The sequence below is a fragment of the Micromonospora alfalfae genome, assembly GCF_022230925.1.
Taxonomy (GTDB): domain Bacteria; phylum Actinomycetota; class Actinomycetes; order Mycobacteriales; family Micromonosporaceae; genus Micromonospora; species Micromonospora alfalfae.
The window spans coordinates 90,106-107,299 of sequence record NZ_JAKKFH010000001.1 but is presented as its reverse complement, the minus strand read 5'-3'; the positions used below and the strand labels follow the sequence as shown (position 1 = coordinate 107,299).

The 17,194-nt window shown below is 69.3% G+C and carries 17 protein-coding genes; 7 read left to right on the top strand and 10 right to left on the bottom strand.

Annotated elements, in window-relative coordinates; all coding sequences use genetic code 11:
• The first annotated feature begins 16 nt into the window (after positions 1-16).
• Together MED01_RS00490 and MED01_RS00485 are read left to right on the top strand one after the other, a co-directional pair.
• On the top strand, positions 17-550 hold the full coding sequence (locus MED01_RS00490) for a WapI family immunity protein (RefSeq protein WP_238666546.1): 534 nt from the start codon (positions 17-19) through the stop codon (positions 548-550).
• A 144-nt stretch (positions 551-694) separates the two neighbouring features.
• Positions 695-1,825 (top strand): epoxide hydrolase family protein, encoded by a 1,131-nt coding sequence (locus MED01_RS00485; RefSeq protein ID WP_238666545.1) that lies wholly within the window; start codon positions 695-697, stop codon positions 1,823-1,825.
• Positions 1,826-1,902: 77 nt separating this feature from the next.
• Here MED01_RS00485 and MED01_RS00480 read toward each other — a convergent pair whose 3' ends face one another.
• Complete coding sequence (locus MED01_RS00480) at positions 1,903-2,595, bottom strand: hypothetical protein (protein ID WP_238666544.1); 693 nt, start codon at positions 2,593-2,595, stop codon at positions 1,903-1,905.
• A 162-nt stretch (positions 2,596-2,757) separates the two neighbouring features.
• Here MED01_RS00480 and MED01_RS00475 point away from each other — a divergent pair, with 162 nt between their 5' ends.
• A complete protein-coding gene (locus tag MED01_RS00475) occupies positions 2,758-3,978 on the top strand; it encodes a hypothetical protein (protein ID WP_238666543.1) in 1,221 nt (406 codons plus the stop codon).
• A gap of 32 nt (positions 3,979-4,010) precedes the next feature.
• Here MED01_RS00475 and MED01_RS00470 read toward each other — a convergent pair whose 3' ends face one another.
• Positions 4,011-4,448, bottom strand: a complete 438-nt coding sequence (locus MED01_RS00470) for a VOC family protein (protein WP_238666542.1) — start codon at positions 4,446-4,448, stop codon at positions 4,011-4,013.
• Between the two features lie 69 nt (positions 4,449-4,517).
• Here MED01_RS00470 and MED01_RS00465 point away from each other — a divergent pair, with 69 nt between their 5' ends.
• Complete coding sequence (locus MED01_RS00465) at positions 4,518-4,817, top strand: helix-turn-helix domain-containing protein (protein ID WP_238666541.1); 300 nt, start codon at positions 4,518-4,520, stop codon at positions 4,815-4,817.
• Positions 4,818-4,827: 10 nt separating this feature from the next.
• Here MED01_RS00465 and MED01_RS00460 read toward each other — a convergent pair whose 3' ends face one another.
• The 4 genes from MED01_RS00460 to MED01_RS00445 all read right to left on the bottom strand — a co-directional run bounded on the left by MED01_RS00460 (position 4,828) and on the right by MED01_RS00445 (position 10,732).
• Positions 4,828-7,911 (bottom strand): DEAD/DEAH box helicase, encoded by a 3,084-nt coding sequence (locus MED01_RS00460; protein WP_238666540.1) that lies wholly within the window; start codon positions 7,909-7,911, stop codon positions 4,828-4,830.
• A gap of 106 nt (positions 7,912-8,017) precedes the next feature.
• Positions 8,018-8,578: a GNAT family N-acetyltransferase gene (locus tag MED01_RS00455; RefSeq protein WP_238666539.1), complete on the bottom strand. Its 561-nt coding sequence runs from the start codon at positions 8,576-8,578 to the stop codon at positions 8,018-8,020.
• Positions 8,575-10,092 (bottom strand): helix-turn-helix domain-containing protein, encoded by a 1,518-nt coding sequence (locus tag MED01_RS00450; protein WP_238666538.1) that lies wholly within the window; start codon positions 10,090-10,092, stop codon positions 8,575-8,577. The genes MED01_RS00455 and MED01_RS00450 overlap by 4 nt, the downstream gene beginning before the upstream one ends.
• A gap of 121 nt (positions 10,093-10,213) precedes the next feature.
• Positions 10,214-10,732: a flavoprotein gene (locus MED01_RS00445; RefSeq protein ID WP_238666537.1), complete on the bottom strand. Its 519-nt coding sequence runs from the start codon at positions 10,730-10,732 to the stop codon at positions 10,214-10,216.
• 220 nt (positions 10,733-10,952) lie between these two features.
• Between MED01_RS00445 and MED01_RS00440 the strand changes: the two genes are divergently transcribed.
• Positions 10,953-12,056: an FAD-binding oxidoreductase gene (locus tag MED01_RS00440; RefSeq protein ID WP_238666536.1), complete on the top strand. Its 1,104-nt coding sequence runs from the start codon at positions 10,953-10,955 to the stop codon at positions 12,054-12,056.
• Between the two features lie 84 nt (positions 12,057-12,140).
• Here the strand turns inward: MED01_RS00440 and MED01_RS00435 are convergent, their stop codons facing one another.
• Positions 12,141-13,616, bottom strand: coding sequence for a peptidase M16 family protein (locus MED01_RS00435; RefSeq protein ID WP_238666535.1), 1,476 nt, complete (start codon positions 13,614-13,616; stop codon positions 12,141-12,143).
• A gap of 226 nt (positions 13,617-13,842) precedes the next feature.
• Positions 13,843-14,748: a cellulose binding domain-containing protein gene (locus MED01_RS00430; protein ID WP_238666534.1), complete on the bottom strand. Its 906-nt coding sequence runs from the start codon at positions 14,746-14,748 to the stop codon at positions 13,843-13,845.
• A 206-nt stretch (positions 14,749-14,954) separates the two neighbouring features.
• On the opposite strand from MED01_RS00430, the gene MED01_RS00425 reads away from it, so the two are divergent.
• Positions 14,955-15,860 (top strand): hypothetical protein, encoded by a 906-nt coding sequence (locus MED01_RS00425; RefSeq protein ID WP_238666533.1) that lies wholly within the window; start codon positions 14,955-14,957, stop codon positions 15,858-15,860.
• Positions 15,861-15,923: 63 nt separating this feature from the next.
• Here MED01_RS00425 and MED01_RS00420 read toward each other — a convergent pair whose 3' ends face one another.
• Positions 15,924-16,064 (bottom strand): hypothetical protein, encoded by a 141-nt coding sequence (locus tag MED01_RS00420; protein WP_238666532.1) that lies wholly within the window; start codon positions 16,062-16,064, stop codon positions 15,924-15,926.
• 186 nt (positions 16,065-16,250) lie between these two features.
• The gene (locus tag MED01_RS00415; RefSeq protein WP_238666531.1) at positions 16,251-16,400 is read right to left on the bottom strand and encodes a hypothetical protein; all 150 of its coding nucleotides are present in this window, start codon (positions 16,398-16,400) and stop codon (positions 16,251-16,253) included.
• Positions 16,401-16,556: 156 nt separating this feature from the next.
• On the opposite strand from MED01_RS00415, the gene MED01_RS00410 reads away from it, so the two are divergent.
• On the top strand, positions 16,557-17,192 hold the full coding sequence (locus MED01_RS00410; RefSeq protein WP_238666530.1) for an 8-oxoguanine DNA glycosylase OGG fold protein: 636 nt from the start codon (positions 16,557-16,559) through the stop codon (positions 17,190-17,192).
• The last annotated feature ends 2 nt before the right edge of the window (positions 17,193-17,194 follow it).

Genomic DNA, 17,194 nt, shown 5'->3' with positions numbered 1-17,194 from the left:
CGGCCAGAATGATCGAGTGGAGATCCGGTCTGACGATGGCGCTCGGGTGCGGGTACGCCCCGTCGGCTACCAGCCCGGCATCGACCCGCCCGACGACCTCGATGGGACCACGTCCGGCTGGCACGACTGGCTGCTCATCGAGGTGGACGCCCGGACCGCCGACGGTCAGACCTGGTCGCACCACTACCCGAGCCTCATGGTGGAGGAGGCCCGCGCGCTCGGCGGTTGGCTGCACGGGCAGGCCACCGCTGCCCTCGGGCTGAGCGCGCCACCGGCGATGGTCCGCTTCACCGAACCCAACCTGGCCCTGCGCAGCCGGGTGCTGCGCCGCCGCCGGCTGGAGCTGATCGTGGAGTTCTCCGCCGAGTCACTGCCACCGTGGATGCGCCGCCCGTCCAGCGCGATCTACCCGCTGATCCTCACCGTCTCCGCTGACGCCCTCGCCACCGCCGCCGAACACTGGGCCGAGCACTGCGAGGCGTACCCACCGCGTACCCAGTCGAGGTTCCCGACCCACGGCCCGCAGCCGTACCGGCGGCGAGCCGGCTGATCACCGTCAGGTACGGTGATCGTCGTCAGCCACGAGAGGAGGTGAGCCCGGTGACCATCCACCGTCATTCCTGGGCGCTCCTCTCCGCCGTCCCCCTCAGCTGACCTCTCGCGTCGGGGAGCGCCCTCCTTTTCCGGAGGACCAATGTCTTTCTCTTCCTTCCGCATCGACGTGCCCGATGCGGTTCTCGACGACCTGCGGGCCCGACTGGCCCGTACCCGATTCACCGACCGCAGCGGCAACCAGCCGTGGCAGGGCGGCGTCGACCCCGACTACCTGCGGGACCTGGTGTCCTACTGGCACGACGGGTACGACTGGCGCTCTCGCGAAGCCGAGCTCAACGCGTACCCCCAGCACCTGGCCGTCGTCGGCGGCCGGAAGCTGCACTTCCTGCACGTCCGGGCCGCGCGCCCGGCGGGTACGCCCGCGCCGTTGCCGTTGATCCTCAGCCACGGTTGGCCCAGCAGTTTCATCGAGATGCTGCCCCTGGTCGACCGGTTGACCAGCCCTGCCGGCGGCGGCTTCGACGTGGTGGTGCCGTCACTGCCCGGCTTCGGCTTCTCGGAGGTCCCGGACGAGCCGGTCACCCGGGCGTCGCTGGCTCGGACCCTGCACGAACTGATGACCGACGTGCTCGGCTACGAGCGGTACGGCGCCTTCGGCGGCGACGTCGGGGGAGTGGTCACGGGCTGGCTGGGCGCCCTCTATCCGGAGCAGGTGGCCGGCATCCACATGATCCATCCACCGTTCCCGGCCAGCTTCGACGCCCGCCCATTGTCGGCGGCCGAGCAGGCGTACCTGGACGCCGAAGCCGCGTACGACGAGACCGACGGCGGCTACAGCGCCATCATGGGCACCCGCCCGGACACTCTCGCGGCGGCGCTGGCCGACTCACCCGCCGGGCTGGCCGCGTGGATCGTCGACAAGTACCGCGACTGGAGCGACAACCACGGTGACCTGGCGAACAGCGTCGACCGGGACACCCTGCTCACCATCATCACGCTCTACTGGGTGTCGGGCACTATCGGCTCGTCGTTCCGGCAGTACGCCGACTTCGACCACAACACACCACGACCCGACATCACGGTGCCGGCCGCGTTCACGGTGAGCACCGAACCCGCGCAGGCCAACTTCCCGCGGGAGATCGCCGAGCGGGCCTGCACCGACATCCGGCACTGGAGCGAGCCGGGCCGGGGCGGGCACTTCATGCCGCTGGAGGAGCCGGATCTGCTGGCCACTGAGATGAGGCAGTTCTTCACCTCGCTGCGCCCGTAGTCGGGGCCCTGGCGTCGTAGGTCCAGACTGGCCGGCGGCTGTTGTGGTGACAACCGCAGCAACCGCCGGCACCCGGGCTACGCGCCGAGCGACGCCTTCGCGGCGTCGATGGCGTCGGACAGTTCCTCGGTGTACGTGAAGCCGTCCTCGACGATGGCCATGTCGACCCCGCATTCGCGCTGTCGCGCTCGCAGCAGCGTCTCCTCCACCGGGGCCACCGGGAAGGCCAGCGGGTCGAGACCGTTCACGCCGTCCACATCCTCGACCAGGAGCCACCTGCTCTGCTCGTCGTAGACGACCACCCCGGCGTTGATGCCCCTGGTCCACTGATCGAAGAGCGTGGCCAGGCTGGTGGCGGCGCGGACCGAGTCCCAGGCGTCGGGTGAGATCTCGTAGCGCCAGATCTCACCCTCGTGATCGCTGGCCAGCACGAACGTGTAGAGGACGACATCGAAGAAGAACAGGGGCAGTTGGTGCCGCCAGGGGAACGGCGTGCCGATCGACAAACCCAGATAGTGCAGCGCGTCCGCGCCCTCTGGCCATGGCATCCGCCACCCCACGTCGGGTAGCACCTGCCGGTCGGGCCATGGCTGCGCCTGCAACCAGGTCAGTTGCTCCGCGATGTGCTCCACGCCGAAGATCCGGTAAACCTGCTCCGGCGCCTGCCCGGCCGGCGACTCGCCGTAGTCCGGCCAGTCGAGGCCGGCAGCCGTCGCCGCCAGGCGATAGTCGCGTACGGCCTCCCGCAGCACGCGCAGGTCATCGAGCACCAGGAAACTCCTCCGCTGTAGGGATCACGCGCAGGCTAGCCCGGCGGCACGCGCCTCGGTGTCCGTCAAATCTCTCCTTTCGGACGCAACGGGATGCATCGATCCGGGTCGCGTTGCCTGTCACGTACGTGGGCGGTTGTACCGCGTGTGACCGTGACGTCTGTGTCCTGTGCCCCCTGGCGGATCGCCTGGGCCGAGCGCGAGAACGAGCGCCGGCAGCGCGCGTACCGCGACGCCACCGACGCCTGGCGGCGCCGCGACGACCACCTGGCCCGGCTCCGCATCGAAGCCGCCAGCTTCCTCGGGTGTACGCAGCCCCGCGCCGGCCTACCGGTGGACCTCGACGACGACGAACTCGTCTTCCGCGTCCTCCCCGTCGCCACGCTCGTCGAGGCCGAAGCGCGGCACGTCCCCGGCCTACCCAGGCCGGACGGCTTCTGTTCCTTCGCCGAGGCTTCTTCCGAGGCCCTGCCGCCGGGCCTACGGGCCGTCGACATCGGCATGGCCGTCGTGACCAGCCGACGGGTGGCCTTCGGCGGTCGGGAACACCGGCGCGAATGGCGGTACGCCGACCTGGTCGGCCCCGCCCACCACCCCGACGTCCCGGTCACCCTGCTGCCCGACCGCAGTCGACTTGATGGGTTGCTGGTCCCGGCGGGTGCCGTGGTGAACTTCCGCTTCTATCTCACCCTCGCGGCTGCCGACGATCGCGCTGCCGTCATCGCGCAGGTCGACGCGTTGCTGGCCGCACACCGGGCCGCCCCGCCTGCGCCAGTTGTGTTGGTGGACCCCGACGACGCGCCGCTGACGGCGGTACGCCCCGACCGGCGGGCGCTCGGCGCTGCCGCCGTCGCGGCCATGGTGTTCGTGACGCTCGGCCCGGGCGCTCTGGGACCTGGCGCATGGGGGGCTCGCGGGCCGGTGCCCTCGGCGGAGATCGTCGCCTTGGACGCCCCTCGGGCCGGGGTGGGCCTCGTTCCGATCGGTCCCGTCGGGCCGGCGGCACCCAGGTCACGGGTCGGCTCGGCCGACAGTGCCGTATGGAGCCCCCCGAATGCCCCGGCTGTCCGGCCGTCGGCTCTCTCTACAGTGGAAGCCGCTGTTGCGGTGGCCCTGCCGCCGGCTGCTCCGCCGTCCGTCGCTCCCGCGCCGTCCGTCGCTCCCGCGCCGTCCGCCAGCTCGGTGCCGACGCCTGGTCCGGTCCCCACTACCGACCCGCCCGCGTCGGCCCTGCCGACGCCGCCTGTCGTGTCGGCCTCGCCGACGCCGACCCCGGCTGTTACGGCGACACCCTCCGCGGATCCGGGGCTACTGGCGATCTGCCTGGACCCTCTTCAACTGCCGTTGCTGGACCCGCTGCTCTGCCCGTCTCCGGCGCCCTGATCAGCGATCGTGCCTGACGGTCTGGCGTTTGCTCAGCTCATGGCGCTGAAGTCGGGGACGGTTAGGGTGCCGTCCTCCGCGAGGGTGAAGCCGGGGTTCCAGGCAATCTCCCACAGGTGACCGTCCGGGTCGGCGAAATAGCCGGCGTAACCACCGTAGAAGGTCTCAGCGGCCGGCTTGGTCACCGTGGCACCGGCCCTGGTCGCCGTGGAAATCACCTCGTCTACCTCGGCCCGGGAGCGGACGTTCTGGGCGAGGGTCATCCCACCGAAGCCAGCGCTGCCCGGGTCGTCGATGCCCGCGTCTTCGGCCAGCTTGTCGCGGCCCCAGAGGACGAGGGCCAGGCCGCCGGCCTGGATGAAGACCGTCTCCTCGACCTCCTGGCCCTGCCAGCCGAGCTGTTCGTAGAACGCCTTCGCGCGGGCTACGTCCGCGACTCCCAAAGTGATCAGGCTGATCCGCTGTTCCATGCCCTCAACCTAACGCCAGGAGCATGCTCGCGGCCTCATCCCATAGCATTGACGCTATGAGGTGGAGCGATGAGTGATCGCCTGGAGTGGAAAAACCTGCGTGAGCGTCGGATGGCGGAGCCGGGAGCGGCCGAGACCTACGAGGCCACCCGGCTCGCCTTCGAGCTTGGGCAGGAGGTGCGCCACCTGCGCGAAGGGCACGGCTGGAGTCAGAGCCAGTTGGCCCGCGCCGCAGGCATGACTCAGTCTGCGGTGGCCCGCTTCGAAGCGGGTGGGACGGTGCCGACCCTGCCGGTCCTGGAGCGTCTGGCTCGGGCCCTGGACCGAAGGCTGGACGTCAGATTTGCCGCGAACGCGGACGCTGCCTGACTGTGCAGGGCTAGGCGGCGATCGTTCGGGCGGTGGCGTACACGTCGGCGGGTAGGGCGTGGTGGAGCTGCCACAGGACGCGCATGGGTCGGTCGCCAGTGTGCGAGTCGTACGTCATGGTGCCGGCGTACAGGTACGGCGGTGCGCCCAGGTCGCGGTCGGCGATGCGGGTTTCCCGCACGAAGAGGTGCACTGTCGAGCCGCCCGAGGTGTAACGCTGCCCGGTCACCGACGCCGCAGAGGTGGTGCTCTGCGACTCCCACTGGAACAACGTGTCGGTGATGGCGCGGTCGGCGTACATGGTGGTGGGGGAGTAGTGCGCCTCCGACTTGACCAGGGTGACGAAGAACAGGTCGGCCTGGGCGTCGGGCAGCCACTTCACCCCCTCGCGCAGCGACCCCGGGTTCGTCATCCCGAAGGCGGCGCATGCCTCGTTGCGGCTGTAGCGGGCGTGCACCCGCAGCGGCACCGCACCCGGAGTTGCGGTCGGCGTCACCCGGTGGATGCGGTCCCGCAGCACCTCGGCGACCTGCCGCAACTCGACACAGCGCGCCGGTTCCTTCCACAGTCGTGCCAGCCGTTCGTCTCGCGTCGCGAGTGGGGCGTTCGGCCCCCAGAGGCTGAAGTGCAGCATGTCCAGCAGTCGGCTGTTGCCCGCGTACACCTGCTGACCTGGCGCGGGCGGTCCGGCCGCGACCCGGGTCAGCAACTCCAGCCGGTCGGCGTCGTCGGTGTGCAACATGCGGCCAATGGCACGGCCCAACTCCCGGTCATCGGGGCCGGGTGCGGACGTCTCGATACCGGCGAGCCGCCGCAGTCCGGTCCAGCCGCCGATGCTGGCCGACCGGTACACGTCTTCGACCTCCAAGCCGGTCTCGCGCAGGAACATGGCGAGGCTGACGTCGCCGAGTTGCCGCAGCTCGGACACGAGTCCGGCCTTCGAGGTGGGCAGTGCCGATCGCAGGTTGGCGAGCACGATCTCCTTCGCCACCCGGTCCAGCTCGACATGGCAGCCGCTCGGCAAGCTCGGGAAGTCGTCGCGGACGGCTTCGGTGATCGCCCGCCGGCTCACCCCGGTCAGTGCGCGCCAGCGCAGGTCGAAGCGGAAGTTGGCGTTTTGACCGCCGATGAAGTCGAGCACGGTGAGGCAGGGCTTGTCGTCGTCGAGGCGCAGGCCACGGCCGAGCTGTTGCAGGAAGATCGTGGCGCTCTCGGTGGGCCGCAGCATCAGGATCGTGTCGACCATCGGCAGGTCAACGCCCTCGTTGAACAGGTCCACTGTGAAGAGCACCCGCAGCTTGCCGATCTTGAAGTCCCGCAGCAGCGCGGCCCGATCGGTGCCCGCTCGCGAGGTCACCGCCGCCGCCTCGACACCGTGCTCTCTGAACGAGTTGGCCATGAACTCGGCGTGCCCGATGCTGACGCAGAACCCGAGCGCGCGCATCCGCCCGACGTCCACCTTCTCGCGGACCGCCCGCAGCACCGTCCGCGCCCGCGCATCGTTGCCGGTGTAGATCGTGCTCAGCTGCGTCGGGTCGTAGCCCTGGCCGCGTTTCCAGGTGAGGTGCGAGAGGTCCTCGTTGTCGTGTAGCCCGAAGTACTGGAACGGCGACAACAACTGCCGCTCCAACGCTTCCCACAGGTGCAGCTCAACGGCCGCCCGGCCGTCGAACCACCGACGCACGTCGCCGCCGTCGGCCCGGTCGGGGGTCGCCGTCAGCCCCAGGAGTACGCGGGGACGCAACCGCTCCAACAGTCGCGCGTACGTCGGTGCCTCGGCGTGGTGGAACTCGTCCACGATCACCATGTCGTACGCCTCGGGATCGACCTCCCGGCGGTGCAGCGACTGAATGGAGGCGAAAACGTGCTTCCAACCGTTCGGTTTCTCGCCCGCGACCAGCATCTCGCCGAAGCTGCCGTCGCCCATCACCTGCCGGAACGTGGACAAGCTCTGCCGCAGGATCTGCTCCTGATGAGCGACGAAGAGCAGCGAGTCTGCTCGTTTCGCCTTGTGTAGCCGGCGGTAGTCGAGGGCGGCCACCACCGTCTTGCCCGTACCGGTCGCCATCACCACCAGGTTGCGCCAGCGCCCGTGCACCAGCCGCTCGGCGTCCAGGTCGGCAAGGATTTCTGCCTGATAGGGGTACGGGCGCACATCCAGGTTCGAGATCTCGGTCGGTGCCTCGTCGCGGCGCTCGCCGCTCAACGCATGCCGTAGCCGTTCGGCATCCCTGGTCGCGTCGTACGCCTCGAACGCCGGATCGTTCCAGTAGTCCTCGAACGTCGCCGTGAACGTGTCGATGACGTGCGGCTGCTCCAGGTTCGAGATGCGCACGTTCCACTCCACGCCGTCTACCAGCGCGGTCTTCGACAGGTTCGACGAGCCGACGTACGCGGTGGTGGTGCCGTTGTTGCGGCGGAACAGCCATGCCTTGGCGTGCAGGCGGGTGGTCCTCGTCTCGTAGGACACCTTGACCTCAGCGCCCAGCTCGGCGAGCCGGTCCAGCGCTCGCTGATCCGTCGCGCCGAGGTAGGTGGTGGTGATGACCCGAACCTTGCCACCTCGGGCGATCAGCTCGCGGATGGCCGGCTCGACGATGCGCAGGCCGTACCACTTGATGAACGCGCAGAGCAGATCGACGCTCTCGGCCGACGCCATCTCGTGGTTGACCTCGTGACCGATGCGGGGCTGGTGACGGCCGTTGACCAGCAGCGCGCCGGTGGAGAGGGGGGTGGTGGGGCGCTGCGGGAAGGCTGGCAGCGCCGGTGGAGTTGGTGGGGCGGCGATGGCGTGGAGTAGGTGCTTGGTGTCGGTTACCTGGTCCTGATCCGTCGCTGCCTTCGGGCTGAGGGCGGCGATGGCGTCGGCGATCTGGTTCGCCATCTCGACCTGGTGGTGGAGCTTGTCATCACCGCTGGGGACAGCCTGGAGGGCGCGGGCGGCCAGGGTGGCGATGTGCCGGGCGAGGGCGGTGTGTGCGTCGGCAGGGTCGAGCTTGTACTGCTGGACCAGGGCGGGATCGACATGCTGGAGGCGATCGGCCAGCTCACGGGTGATGAGATGCTCGTAAACACCCCGCTCAAGATCCTTCATCCACGCAATCTAATCCGTCCCGAGCTGAGGCGATGCCCTGACTACGCGTCGAATTACGTCTGTCGGGGCGCCGACAGAAGAGTAAGTCGGTCGTTAGCCACCACAGCTAGCTGAAGGGACGAGGGCAAATTTGGGTGATGCGTACCATGACATCGAAAGTCGGCGCAGTCTCCCAGTCGGGGCGCAGCTTAGTGACCTTGTTCCAGCCCCAGGACCGGTACGCCATCTGGGCGGCATCATTGTCAGGCCGGACCAAGAGCGTGATCCGCGGTTCAGCCCGACCCACGACCAACTCGTCATGCAGTGCCGCCGCCACGCCCTTACGTCGCCAGTCGGGGTGTACGAGCAATTCGCTGAGCGCGAAGGTGCGGTTTCCATTCTCCTCGGTAAACCCGGGTGGCACCGGCTCATGGATGCCTTCCCACCACCGTGTCTGTGCAGCTAGCGGAAAACCATATACGTAGCCGATTAGACTCCCGTCGACCGTTGCGGTAATCAACTCCCAGCCAACTCGCTGCATATGCAGGTCGAGCTGACGCCGGTAGCGGTCCTCGCTGTAGAACTCGCCGCCGCCCGCGTAGACCCTTAGGTAGAGGTCCACGAGCTGATCGAGGATCCCCTCAGCCTCGTCGGCATTGTGATGGCGAAGCTGCAAGCCCTCGATCATGCACTCACCGCTCGGTCGTAGGCGGTGACGAACTGGCGCGTTGCCGTGGTCGCCTGCCGTGGTGCCGCCAAATTCGAGCGCACCTGCCCAAGGTGCCGGCTGATCCGCCCGGAGTTCATCTGGCTAACCGTGGGCAGGACGTCCAGCGCGATGCGTGCTGCCTCGTTGACGTTGCCCTGCTGATACTCGGCCTCCGAGAGGTGCACGGTGTAGTAGACCTGATTGCGGCGATGGCCGGGCGACGGGTTGGCGATGATTGCGCGGAACGACTGTGCGGCACGGTCGGGCCTGTCCAGCGCGAGGTAGGAAAGCCCCTGGATGCCGTTCACTTCCTGCTCGTTCACGAAGTCGACAAAACCCAGGTCATCCTCGTGCGGTCCGCGCTCCAACTCGCGGCGAGCCTTGGTCATCTCCCGGCTGAAGCCGCCGGCATCCGTCAGCACGGCGTACGTGTGCGCTCGCCGCAAATGAAGCAGGGTGGAGAGCCGAGGCGTTGCCCACCTGGCGGAGACGCGCAGCGCGGCTTCGGCGCAGTGCAGCGACTCGCCGGGCTGACTCTCGCGGAGCAGCATGGATAGCTGGGTCAGCGCCTGCACTTCCATACGAGGGTCGTCGGCGATGCGGGCACGGGTAATGGCTTCGTTCAGGTAAGGCCTGGCTTCGGGCCTACGTTCGGCATCGGTTGCGAGCCACGCGGCCTGAATGCTGAGGTCAGCCAGGGCGCTTTGAAGGGCATCGCCGACCTCTCGACTGTAGTTCGCCTTCGCCGCCCACGTGGACAGCCGGGCATGTGCCTGGACGGCAACGTCGCAGAGCTGGTCGGCGCCGGCTGCCGCATCGGCTCGCCGGAAGTCTTGAACCAGCGAACTGGCCAGTCGTACCTGTTCCATGCCAATGTTCCGGGGCACTTCGGCGGGGTCCGTCATCAGGTATGGGTGACCGACTGCGGCGATTCCCGCGAGCGCGGCCATTGCGTTGAAGCGTCGCCGGTCCGTAGCGCCACCCCCTCCGGTTGATGCCCTCTCCACGGTAACCGCCATGGCCGGCAGTTTGCCCTGCTCAGTTATCGCGTCATGCGCATAAGGATCGTCTGCTGTGCCCTCTGCGGCGCGATCGTCGACTCGGTAGGGCTGTCCAGGAAGACCGAACCAGAGACGGGAAGCCGGTATCCCGAGAAGCTGCGCCCAGTGCGCCAGTCTGTCCAGGTGCACGAGCGGCGGGCCGTTCTCCACCCGGCTCAACTGTGCCTGCGTGATCCCCAACCACCCCGCCACAACGGACTGCGGCAGGGCGACCCGCCCGTGGTACGGATGGCACCGGTACGCCCGGATCACCCGCCCCAGGTGCCGCTCGGCGAGGGCCTGTCGTACCGGCTCGTGCTCCCAGAAGCTCGCCGGCACCGGCGGCGGCGCGCTCAGCCGGTCCCGCTCTGCGGCCTGGCATGGCGTACACCGTCCGCTGTCGTTGTCCCGGGCCAGCCGTCCGCCGCACCGAGGGCAGTTCGCGTGGGTCACCGGCGGCTCCGTCCATCTCGCCTCATCGAGCCTATCCATTGAACACGCTGCGTGGGGCGCTGGTATACGCACAACGCATATCGTCAACGGGCCGCCAGGCAAGGGAGCAGACGGCAACTGCTCAGGACGGGCGCACCGCCCGCGCCGCTTCGACGACCACGCCCCAACGCCCCGGCCCGTTCATCGAGTCCAGCGGCTTCCCGTCGGCGACCACAACGCCAGCAGCCCGCAGCACCGCCAGGTGACCCGCGTACGCGGGATGGGCAGCCAACTCCGCCTTGGTGTGCGGAAACGCGATGATCGGCAACCCCGCCCCCAGCGATTCGTTGAGGACGCCGAGCGCCAGCGTGTCGTTGATGCCCAACGCCCACTTCGTCACCGTGTTGAACGTGACCGGCGCGGCCAGCACCACATCAGCGGGCGGGTGCGGCTCCGGGTCGCCGGGCATCCGCCACTCCACGCGTACCAGATAACCGGTCTTGTCTTGCAGCGCGGCCCGGTCGAGCCACGGCGCGGCGGTCGGGCTGACGATCATGCAGACCCGCCACCCGTCGTCGACCAGGAGGTCGACCAGCTCGTCGATGTGTTCCGCCGGGCCCGCGGCGCAGACGACCAGATACAGCACCGGACGTTCCGTCATGCCCGCAGTCTGCCCGATTCGACAGTCGCGACGTCGAGCGCATACCGATTGCGCATGCCACCGATGATCACCGTGACATGGCGTCGTACCTGGTCAGCCGCGACAGTCGACGCATGGCCCGGGGCGGGTGCCTTGTCCCGGAGTTGCGCCGGCCCTCAACGGCGCAGCTTCTCCCTGCCCGCCCCGGTGCCAGCCCATGACTCAACGACTTGGAGCCGGCATGCCCACCGTGAACGACGACTATCCGCCTCGGGTGGGGCTGGCCGCCGCCTGGGAGTCGGTTGATGTGCGGGCCGCCGCCGACTTCTGGTGCACCCTCGAAGACCGCCGCTCCGGGCTGATCCCACACCGCGACGCGCCGCTGTTCTTCACCGCGCTGGGCCGCCTCCTGGTCGGCGGCGACGACCCGGCGAGCCGGGCGGCGCTGCTCCGGGTGCTCGGCCACGCGTACCGTCATTTCGACCTGCTCCCGTACTCCACCACCATCGGCGACGCGCTGCTCGCCACGGTTGCCCGCCACGTGCGCCCACTGTGGACGCCGCAGCTCACGATCGCCGCCGAGCGCGCCCTGTGCCGCGCCACGCACGCGATCCGCCGCGCCGCCGCCCGGGCCGGCGACGGCCGGGCCTGGTGGCACGTCGAGGTGATCGGCCACAATCGGCCGTCGTCCGACATCGCCATCCTGACGGTACGTCCCTGGCGGCGCCTGCCCTTCCAGCCAGGTCAGGCCGTGCCGGTCTGCACGCCGCGCCTGCCGGGGCACTGGCGCTGGCTCTCACCGGCAAACGCCCCACGCGCGGACGGCACCGTCGAGCTGCACGTCCGCGCCGTACCCGCCGGCACCGTCTCCCACCGCCTGGTCCATGAGGTACGCCCCGGCGAGCTGCTCTGGCTCGGCCCGCCCGTCGACACCGGTCTGAGCCTCGACCCGGCGAGCACCAACGACCTGCTCCTCGTCGCCGGTGGCACCGGCCTGGCGCCGCTGCGCGCCCTGGTCGAACAGGTCGCCGCCGCACCGGACGGCCGGCGGGTGACGCTCATCGTCGGCGCGCGCACCTTCACCGACCTGTACGACGCGATCGCCCTCGACAAGCTCCAGTGCGCCCACGACTGGCTGACGATCGTGCCGGCCCTCTCCGACGACCCCTGCGCCGAACCGGCCGAGTGGGGCGACGCCCTGACCATCGCCCTCGACCACCACCAGCCCGGCCAGGACGTCTACCTCTGCGGCCCACCCGCGATGCTGGCCGGCGCGCGGCCGCGGCTGCTCGCCCTCGGCATCCCCGCCGCGCGCATCCGCCTGCCCGAGAGCTACACCTGCTGATGGCCTGCCTGCCGCACTCGACACACCCTGACCGGGCCGTGCACCCCTCCGGCCGAGGTGGCGATCAGGATTCTTGACGTTCGTTCACCAATGGGAACTGAGCTGCCTGGCGGCCTGGCGGACACGCCGCGGCGGCAGGACGGACCGGAGCTTGTCGGCGGCGTCAGCGAAGTCCGAGATCGTGGTGACGCAGCCGTGGCCGAGGTGGGCGAGCTGGATGACGCCAAACCGCTCGACCACGAGTGCCTGGGACAACGGGACCGTGTGCACGTTGCCATCACCATCCACAGTGGAGAGGGCGTCGGTGCCGACGACCAGCGAGCCCTTGTTGCGGAACCTCTTGGAGAACGTCGGCCTGACCACCTCACCTGTCGGCACGAAGCGGGTGGTCGGGCAGGAAGCGTCGGTGGTGCCAGGAAGGTTCGGCGTCGACCCGTACGGCACGACGATCATGGCGCTTGAGAGCCAGGCCGATACGATGTCCCGCGCCGATTCCGGAGTGAGTCCGGCCAGTTCGCTGAGCGATTCCCAGTAGTCGATCTTCGCCGTGCCGAGCAGCTCCCGCTGGGTCAAGGATTCGAGGCTGGAGATCGCGTCGATCCATTCAACGTCGACCGTCGGGTCCTCGTCCTGCGTTGGCATCAGGTCAGCGATCTCCACCCGGTCGATTCCGTCGGAGACAAACCGCCGCAGCTCGGCCCAGAGCAGCTCCGCCGCGACGGTGGCGTCGAAACTCTTGCCCTTCCTGCCGAACTCCGGCGTGACCCTCAACCCGAGCTCGTGCCGCGTACTGTCGACGACCTCGCACACGAACTCGGCACCGAGGGCCACCCCGGCCCGGTGTACTGCCTCAGCGACCCGCGACCGCAGGGCCCACATCAGGAAGGCCGCTTCCGCGCTGGGCTCGACACTGATTATCAGCGCTACGCCGCGGACCTCGTCGGCGTACCAGATGGGCCCGACCTCGTGGTTCACGAGTGCCGTGCTGCGGGTGACTCGCGGGCCAGCGGGCAAGGGGAGTCGCATCGCCTGCGGCGGTTCGCCAGTCAGGGTGAGAACCGCGTTGCCGCTGGTGAAGAACCTTTCGACATGCCGTCGGATCTCGTCCGCCGTGAAGAGCTTGTAGTCCACTGCGGGCCAGCGCGACAGGCCGTATCCGCTGGGCCCGAAACGCCGCGACAGCAGCGCTCCCCACGGGTCGCGCAGACCTTCTTCGATGTTCGAGACATACCGGCTGTCCGCATCGAGGCCCACGACGGCGTCGGACAGATCCTCCGGCGGAAGATTACTGATAGCCGAGCAGATAGTGGCGAAATGCTCGGCGACCCGATCCGGTGGGCCGCCTGCGAGGAATTGCGTTTCGTTCATCCACACGTGGTCCTGGTAATTCTCCGCGACGTGATCCTCGGTCCAGTCCACCAGGTGCTGTACGAGATGAGTCAGGCCGATGGAGTCGATCTCTTCGTCGCGGGCACCGCAGCCAAACGTCAGCGACGCGGCCAGGGTGCCAGGCACATTGCGTTGGATGACAGTAACTGCGTCTATCTCCTCACGCCGCATGAGCGGATCGTAAGGTGACCGGTCAAGCCAGGGGCTGAGGCGCTCAATCATCAGAGGAGGCGGTGCCGTTGGGACGCCAGAGCCAGGACGCGGGACGGTCGGGAGTAGTTCCCCGAGAAGCGTGATGCCTGTGAGTCATCATGATGATTCACAGGCATCACGTCCGTCAGGACAAGGCCACCCAGACCCGGGGCACGCCGGTCGCCCGGCGCGTGCCCGGGAGTGGTCAGGAGTAGGTGTCGCCGAACTCGCGGACCCCGTCGACGTCCAGTGTGATCCGGTCGTTCTCGGTCCACTGGCCGGTGGCGGCGAGCCAGCTCGGGTCGTCGCGTTCGTCGATGTCGCTCCAGCTGTGCCGGTGGTGCCGCAGTTGGATCGGCCCGGTCGACTGGCCCGGCGCGAGCGTGCCGTCGGTGAAGGTCAGCTCCACCCAGCCGGGGACCGGCGTTCCCGGGGCCGGGTACGGCGGTGCTGGCGTCGTCATCGCGCCGGGCGGCCCTCCGGACGGCCCGCCCGGCGGCCCGCCCGGCGGGACGAAGAACTGCACGGTCTGCCGGATCCGGTCGCAGCCAAGTGCGGCCCAGTCGCAGTGCGGCACGAGCGAGGTGTTGCCGCCCTCGAAGCGCAGGTGGTAGCGGACCTGGACGGTGCTCAGGTCGAGTGGCGCGGTGCCGGTGTTTGTCACCTTCAGGAGGTGCTGGATCTGGTTGTTCGTCGGTGACCAGTCCAGGTTGAGGTAGCTGACAGTCGCGCGGCCGGCCGCGGTGCGCACTGTGGTGGTGGGCGAGGTGTCGGAGTAGCCGCCGAGCGCGCGGGCGGCGATCCCGATCCGGTACGTCGTGCCGGGTGCCAGGTCGGTCAGGGTGATCGTGGTGTCGGTGGTGGAGCCGAGGAAGCGGTACGTGTTCGGCCCCAGCGGCACCTGCACCTCGTAGTTGATCGGCTGCTCCGTGCCGGGCTCGACCCAGGTGGAGGGCGTCCAGTTGAGCGTGAGCTGGTGGGGTTCGTTGACCACCACGGTGGGGGTGCCCGGGGTGCTGATCGCTGGGCCGTCGGCACGGGCGGCGTTGACGGCGAGCAGGCTCGCCAGCGCGGCGAGGGCGATGGTGGCGGTGACGCGGCGAGCAGGCATAGCCGAATGGTATGCATGGTCATCGATGCATGCGCATCGTCCATCAGGCCAGTGACGCCGACGGCGAGACCAGTCCGTTACGCGACGTAGTCGGTTTGGAGATAATGCCTGGTCGGGTGGCTACCTAGCGTGAACCCGTCATCACGAACGGCCTCGACGTCGGCGTCGCACCTGCCGCCCCGTCCGGCCTCAGACGGGAGAAACACATGCGTACTCAGAACGAAACCCGGCGGATCGGCGCCCGAGCGTCAGTACTCGTGCTCGGTCTTGTCGCGGCCGGGGCGGTGCTCGTCCCGGCGAGCCCGGCGTCCGCCGCGGTCCCCGGTCTGGTGCGGGTCGCCGCGACAAGCGTCAGCAGCTCGGCCGACTACCACAGCGTCACGGCGACCTGCCCGGTCGGGAAGGTGCTCACCGGCACCGGCTACGAACTCAACGGCGTCACCGGCGAGGGCATCGTCGACGACCTGCGCCCCAACGGTGGCGTCGCCACCGCGCCGACCGCTGTCACCGTCGGCGCCTACGAGACCGAGGCGTTCGCGGGTAACTGGTCGGTGACGGCGTACGCGATCTGCGCCAACCCCCTCGCGGGCCTGGTCCGGGTGGCCACAACCAGCGTCAGCAACTCGACCGACTTCCGCAGCGTCACCGCGACGTGCCCGGTCGGGAAGGCGCTCACCGGCACCGGCTACGAACTCAACGGCGTCACCGGCGAAGGTGTCGTCGACGACTTCCGCCCCAACGGTGGCGTCGCCACCGCGCCCACCGCGGTCACCGTCGGCGCGTACGAGTCGGACGCCACGGCCCTGAACTGGTCCGCCACCGCGTACGCGATCTGCGCGAACCCCCTCGCGGGCCTGGTGCGCGCCTCCGCCGTGGGAGCCAGCACCTCCCTCGACTTCCGCAGCGTCACCGCGACCTGCCCGGTCGGGAAGGTGCTGACCGGCGCCGGCTACGAGCTGAACGGGGTGACCGGCGAGGGAATCGTGGACGACTTCCGCCCCAACGGCGGCCCCGCGACCGCCCCGACATCAGCGGCGTCCGGCGCGTACGAGGAGGACGCCTTCGCCGGAAACTGGTCAGACACGGCGTACGCCATCTGCGCCACGCCGTAGAGACCGCTCAGCCGGTGCAGCAGCCCTGCGAACAGGAGCCGCTGCACCGGCTGAATGCTCGGCTCAGGAGCCGCCTTGGCGCTTGAGGCGCAGGTCGCCCGGCTGGATTTCCGCGTAGACCTCGGCGAACTCCTCCTCGTCCGGCGGGAAGTCCGGCGGATATTGTTCTCGCTCCTCGACGGCCACGCCTGCCGGCACATACATGACTTCGCCGTAGCGCTTTCTTCAGGCCAGCCGAACAGCAGCAGTTGGCCGTCGGACGGCAGGGGGAGGTCGGTCACGTCTGCCGGAAGAGCAGCGCAGTCGATGGTGGCGATCAACGGGTACTCGGGGTCCTCGGCGTCGGCCGGAAGCATCACGGGCCCACGGATGGCGCCCACGACCGGCCCGTCACCCCCCCTGTGTCAGCAGGGCGGACGGGCGGGCAAGCTCCAGCCAGCGCTCCACGTCGGCAGCGGGGATGTCGCGTCGCAGCGCCTCGGCGCGGACCTGATCGAGGATCTTCACTTTTCGGGGAAGCGCGGGAGCACCGTAGGTCAACAGTGCGACGTTCTCGACCCGCCAGATGCGGTGTCTCTGATAGCTGCCCGGAAGGTCGATACCGCGATTTGCCGTCGGCGGGCGGTGTGTGGGAGCGCCCGACCATAGCGTCCGAACCACGGAGTTCCGCGAGCGCGCGCTCCGAGGGAGGCGACGATGCAGACGACCAAGGGTGTGGAGTTACCGGGCGAGCGGGCTCCGGTCCGGGTCAACATGGACCGCTGGCGGGCGGGGCTACCGCCCGACGCGTGGCCAGAGGGCCTTCCGCCGACCGGCGAGCTCTGGCGGCGCGACGTCTTCGCGGTGGCCGACGCTCACCGGGCGGGGTCCGCGAGCCCACGGCACCTACTGACGGCCGTGCTGGCCTGGGCTTACGGACCCATCGGGTACGGCCCGTGGCGCGCCGCCAGGTCGCTCGACGCCGATCCGCACGGCAAACGCCTGGCGTACGCGCTGGAGGAGGTGTCCACGCCAGCGCCCGACGAGGACGCGCTGCGTACGGCGTACCGCCGCTTCCGCGACCCCGACCACGCTCGTCTGCCCTGGTTGGGGCCGGGCCTGTGTACGAAGGTCCTCTACTTCGTCGGCTACCGGCGAGGGGCGGGCGGGGTGCAGCCCCTGATCCTCGACCGGGTCGTGGCCAGCCAACTCCCCGCCGAGGCGGGTGTCGGCCGGCGCAACTGGTGGTCGTCCGAGGAATGGCTGGCCTATCTGCGGTGGGCGGCCGAGCAGGCTCGGATCAGGGGAGTGGAGCCGGACGCGGTGGAGATGGCGGTCGTGCCCGACCGGTGAGG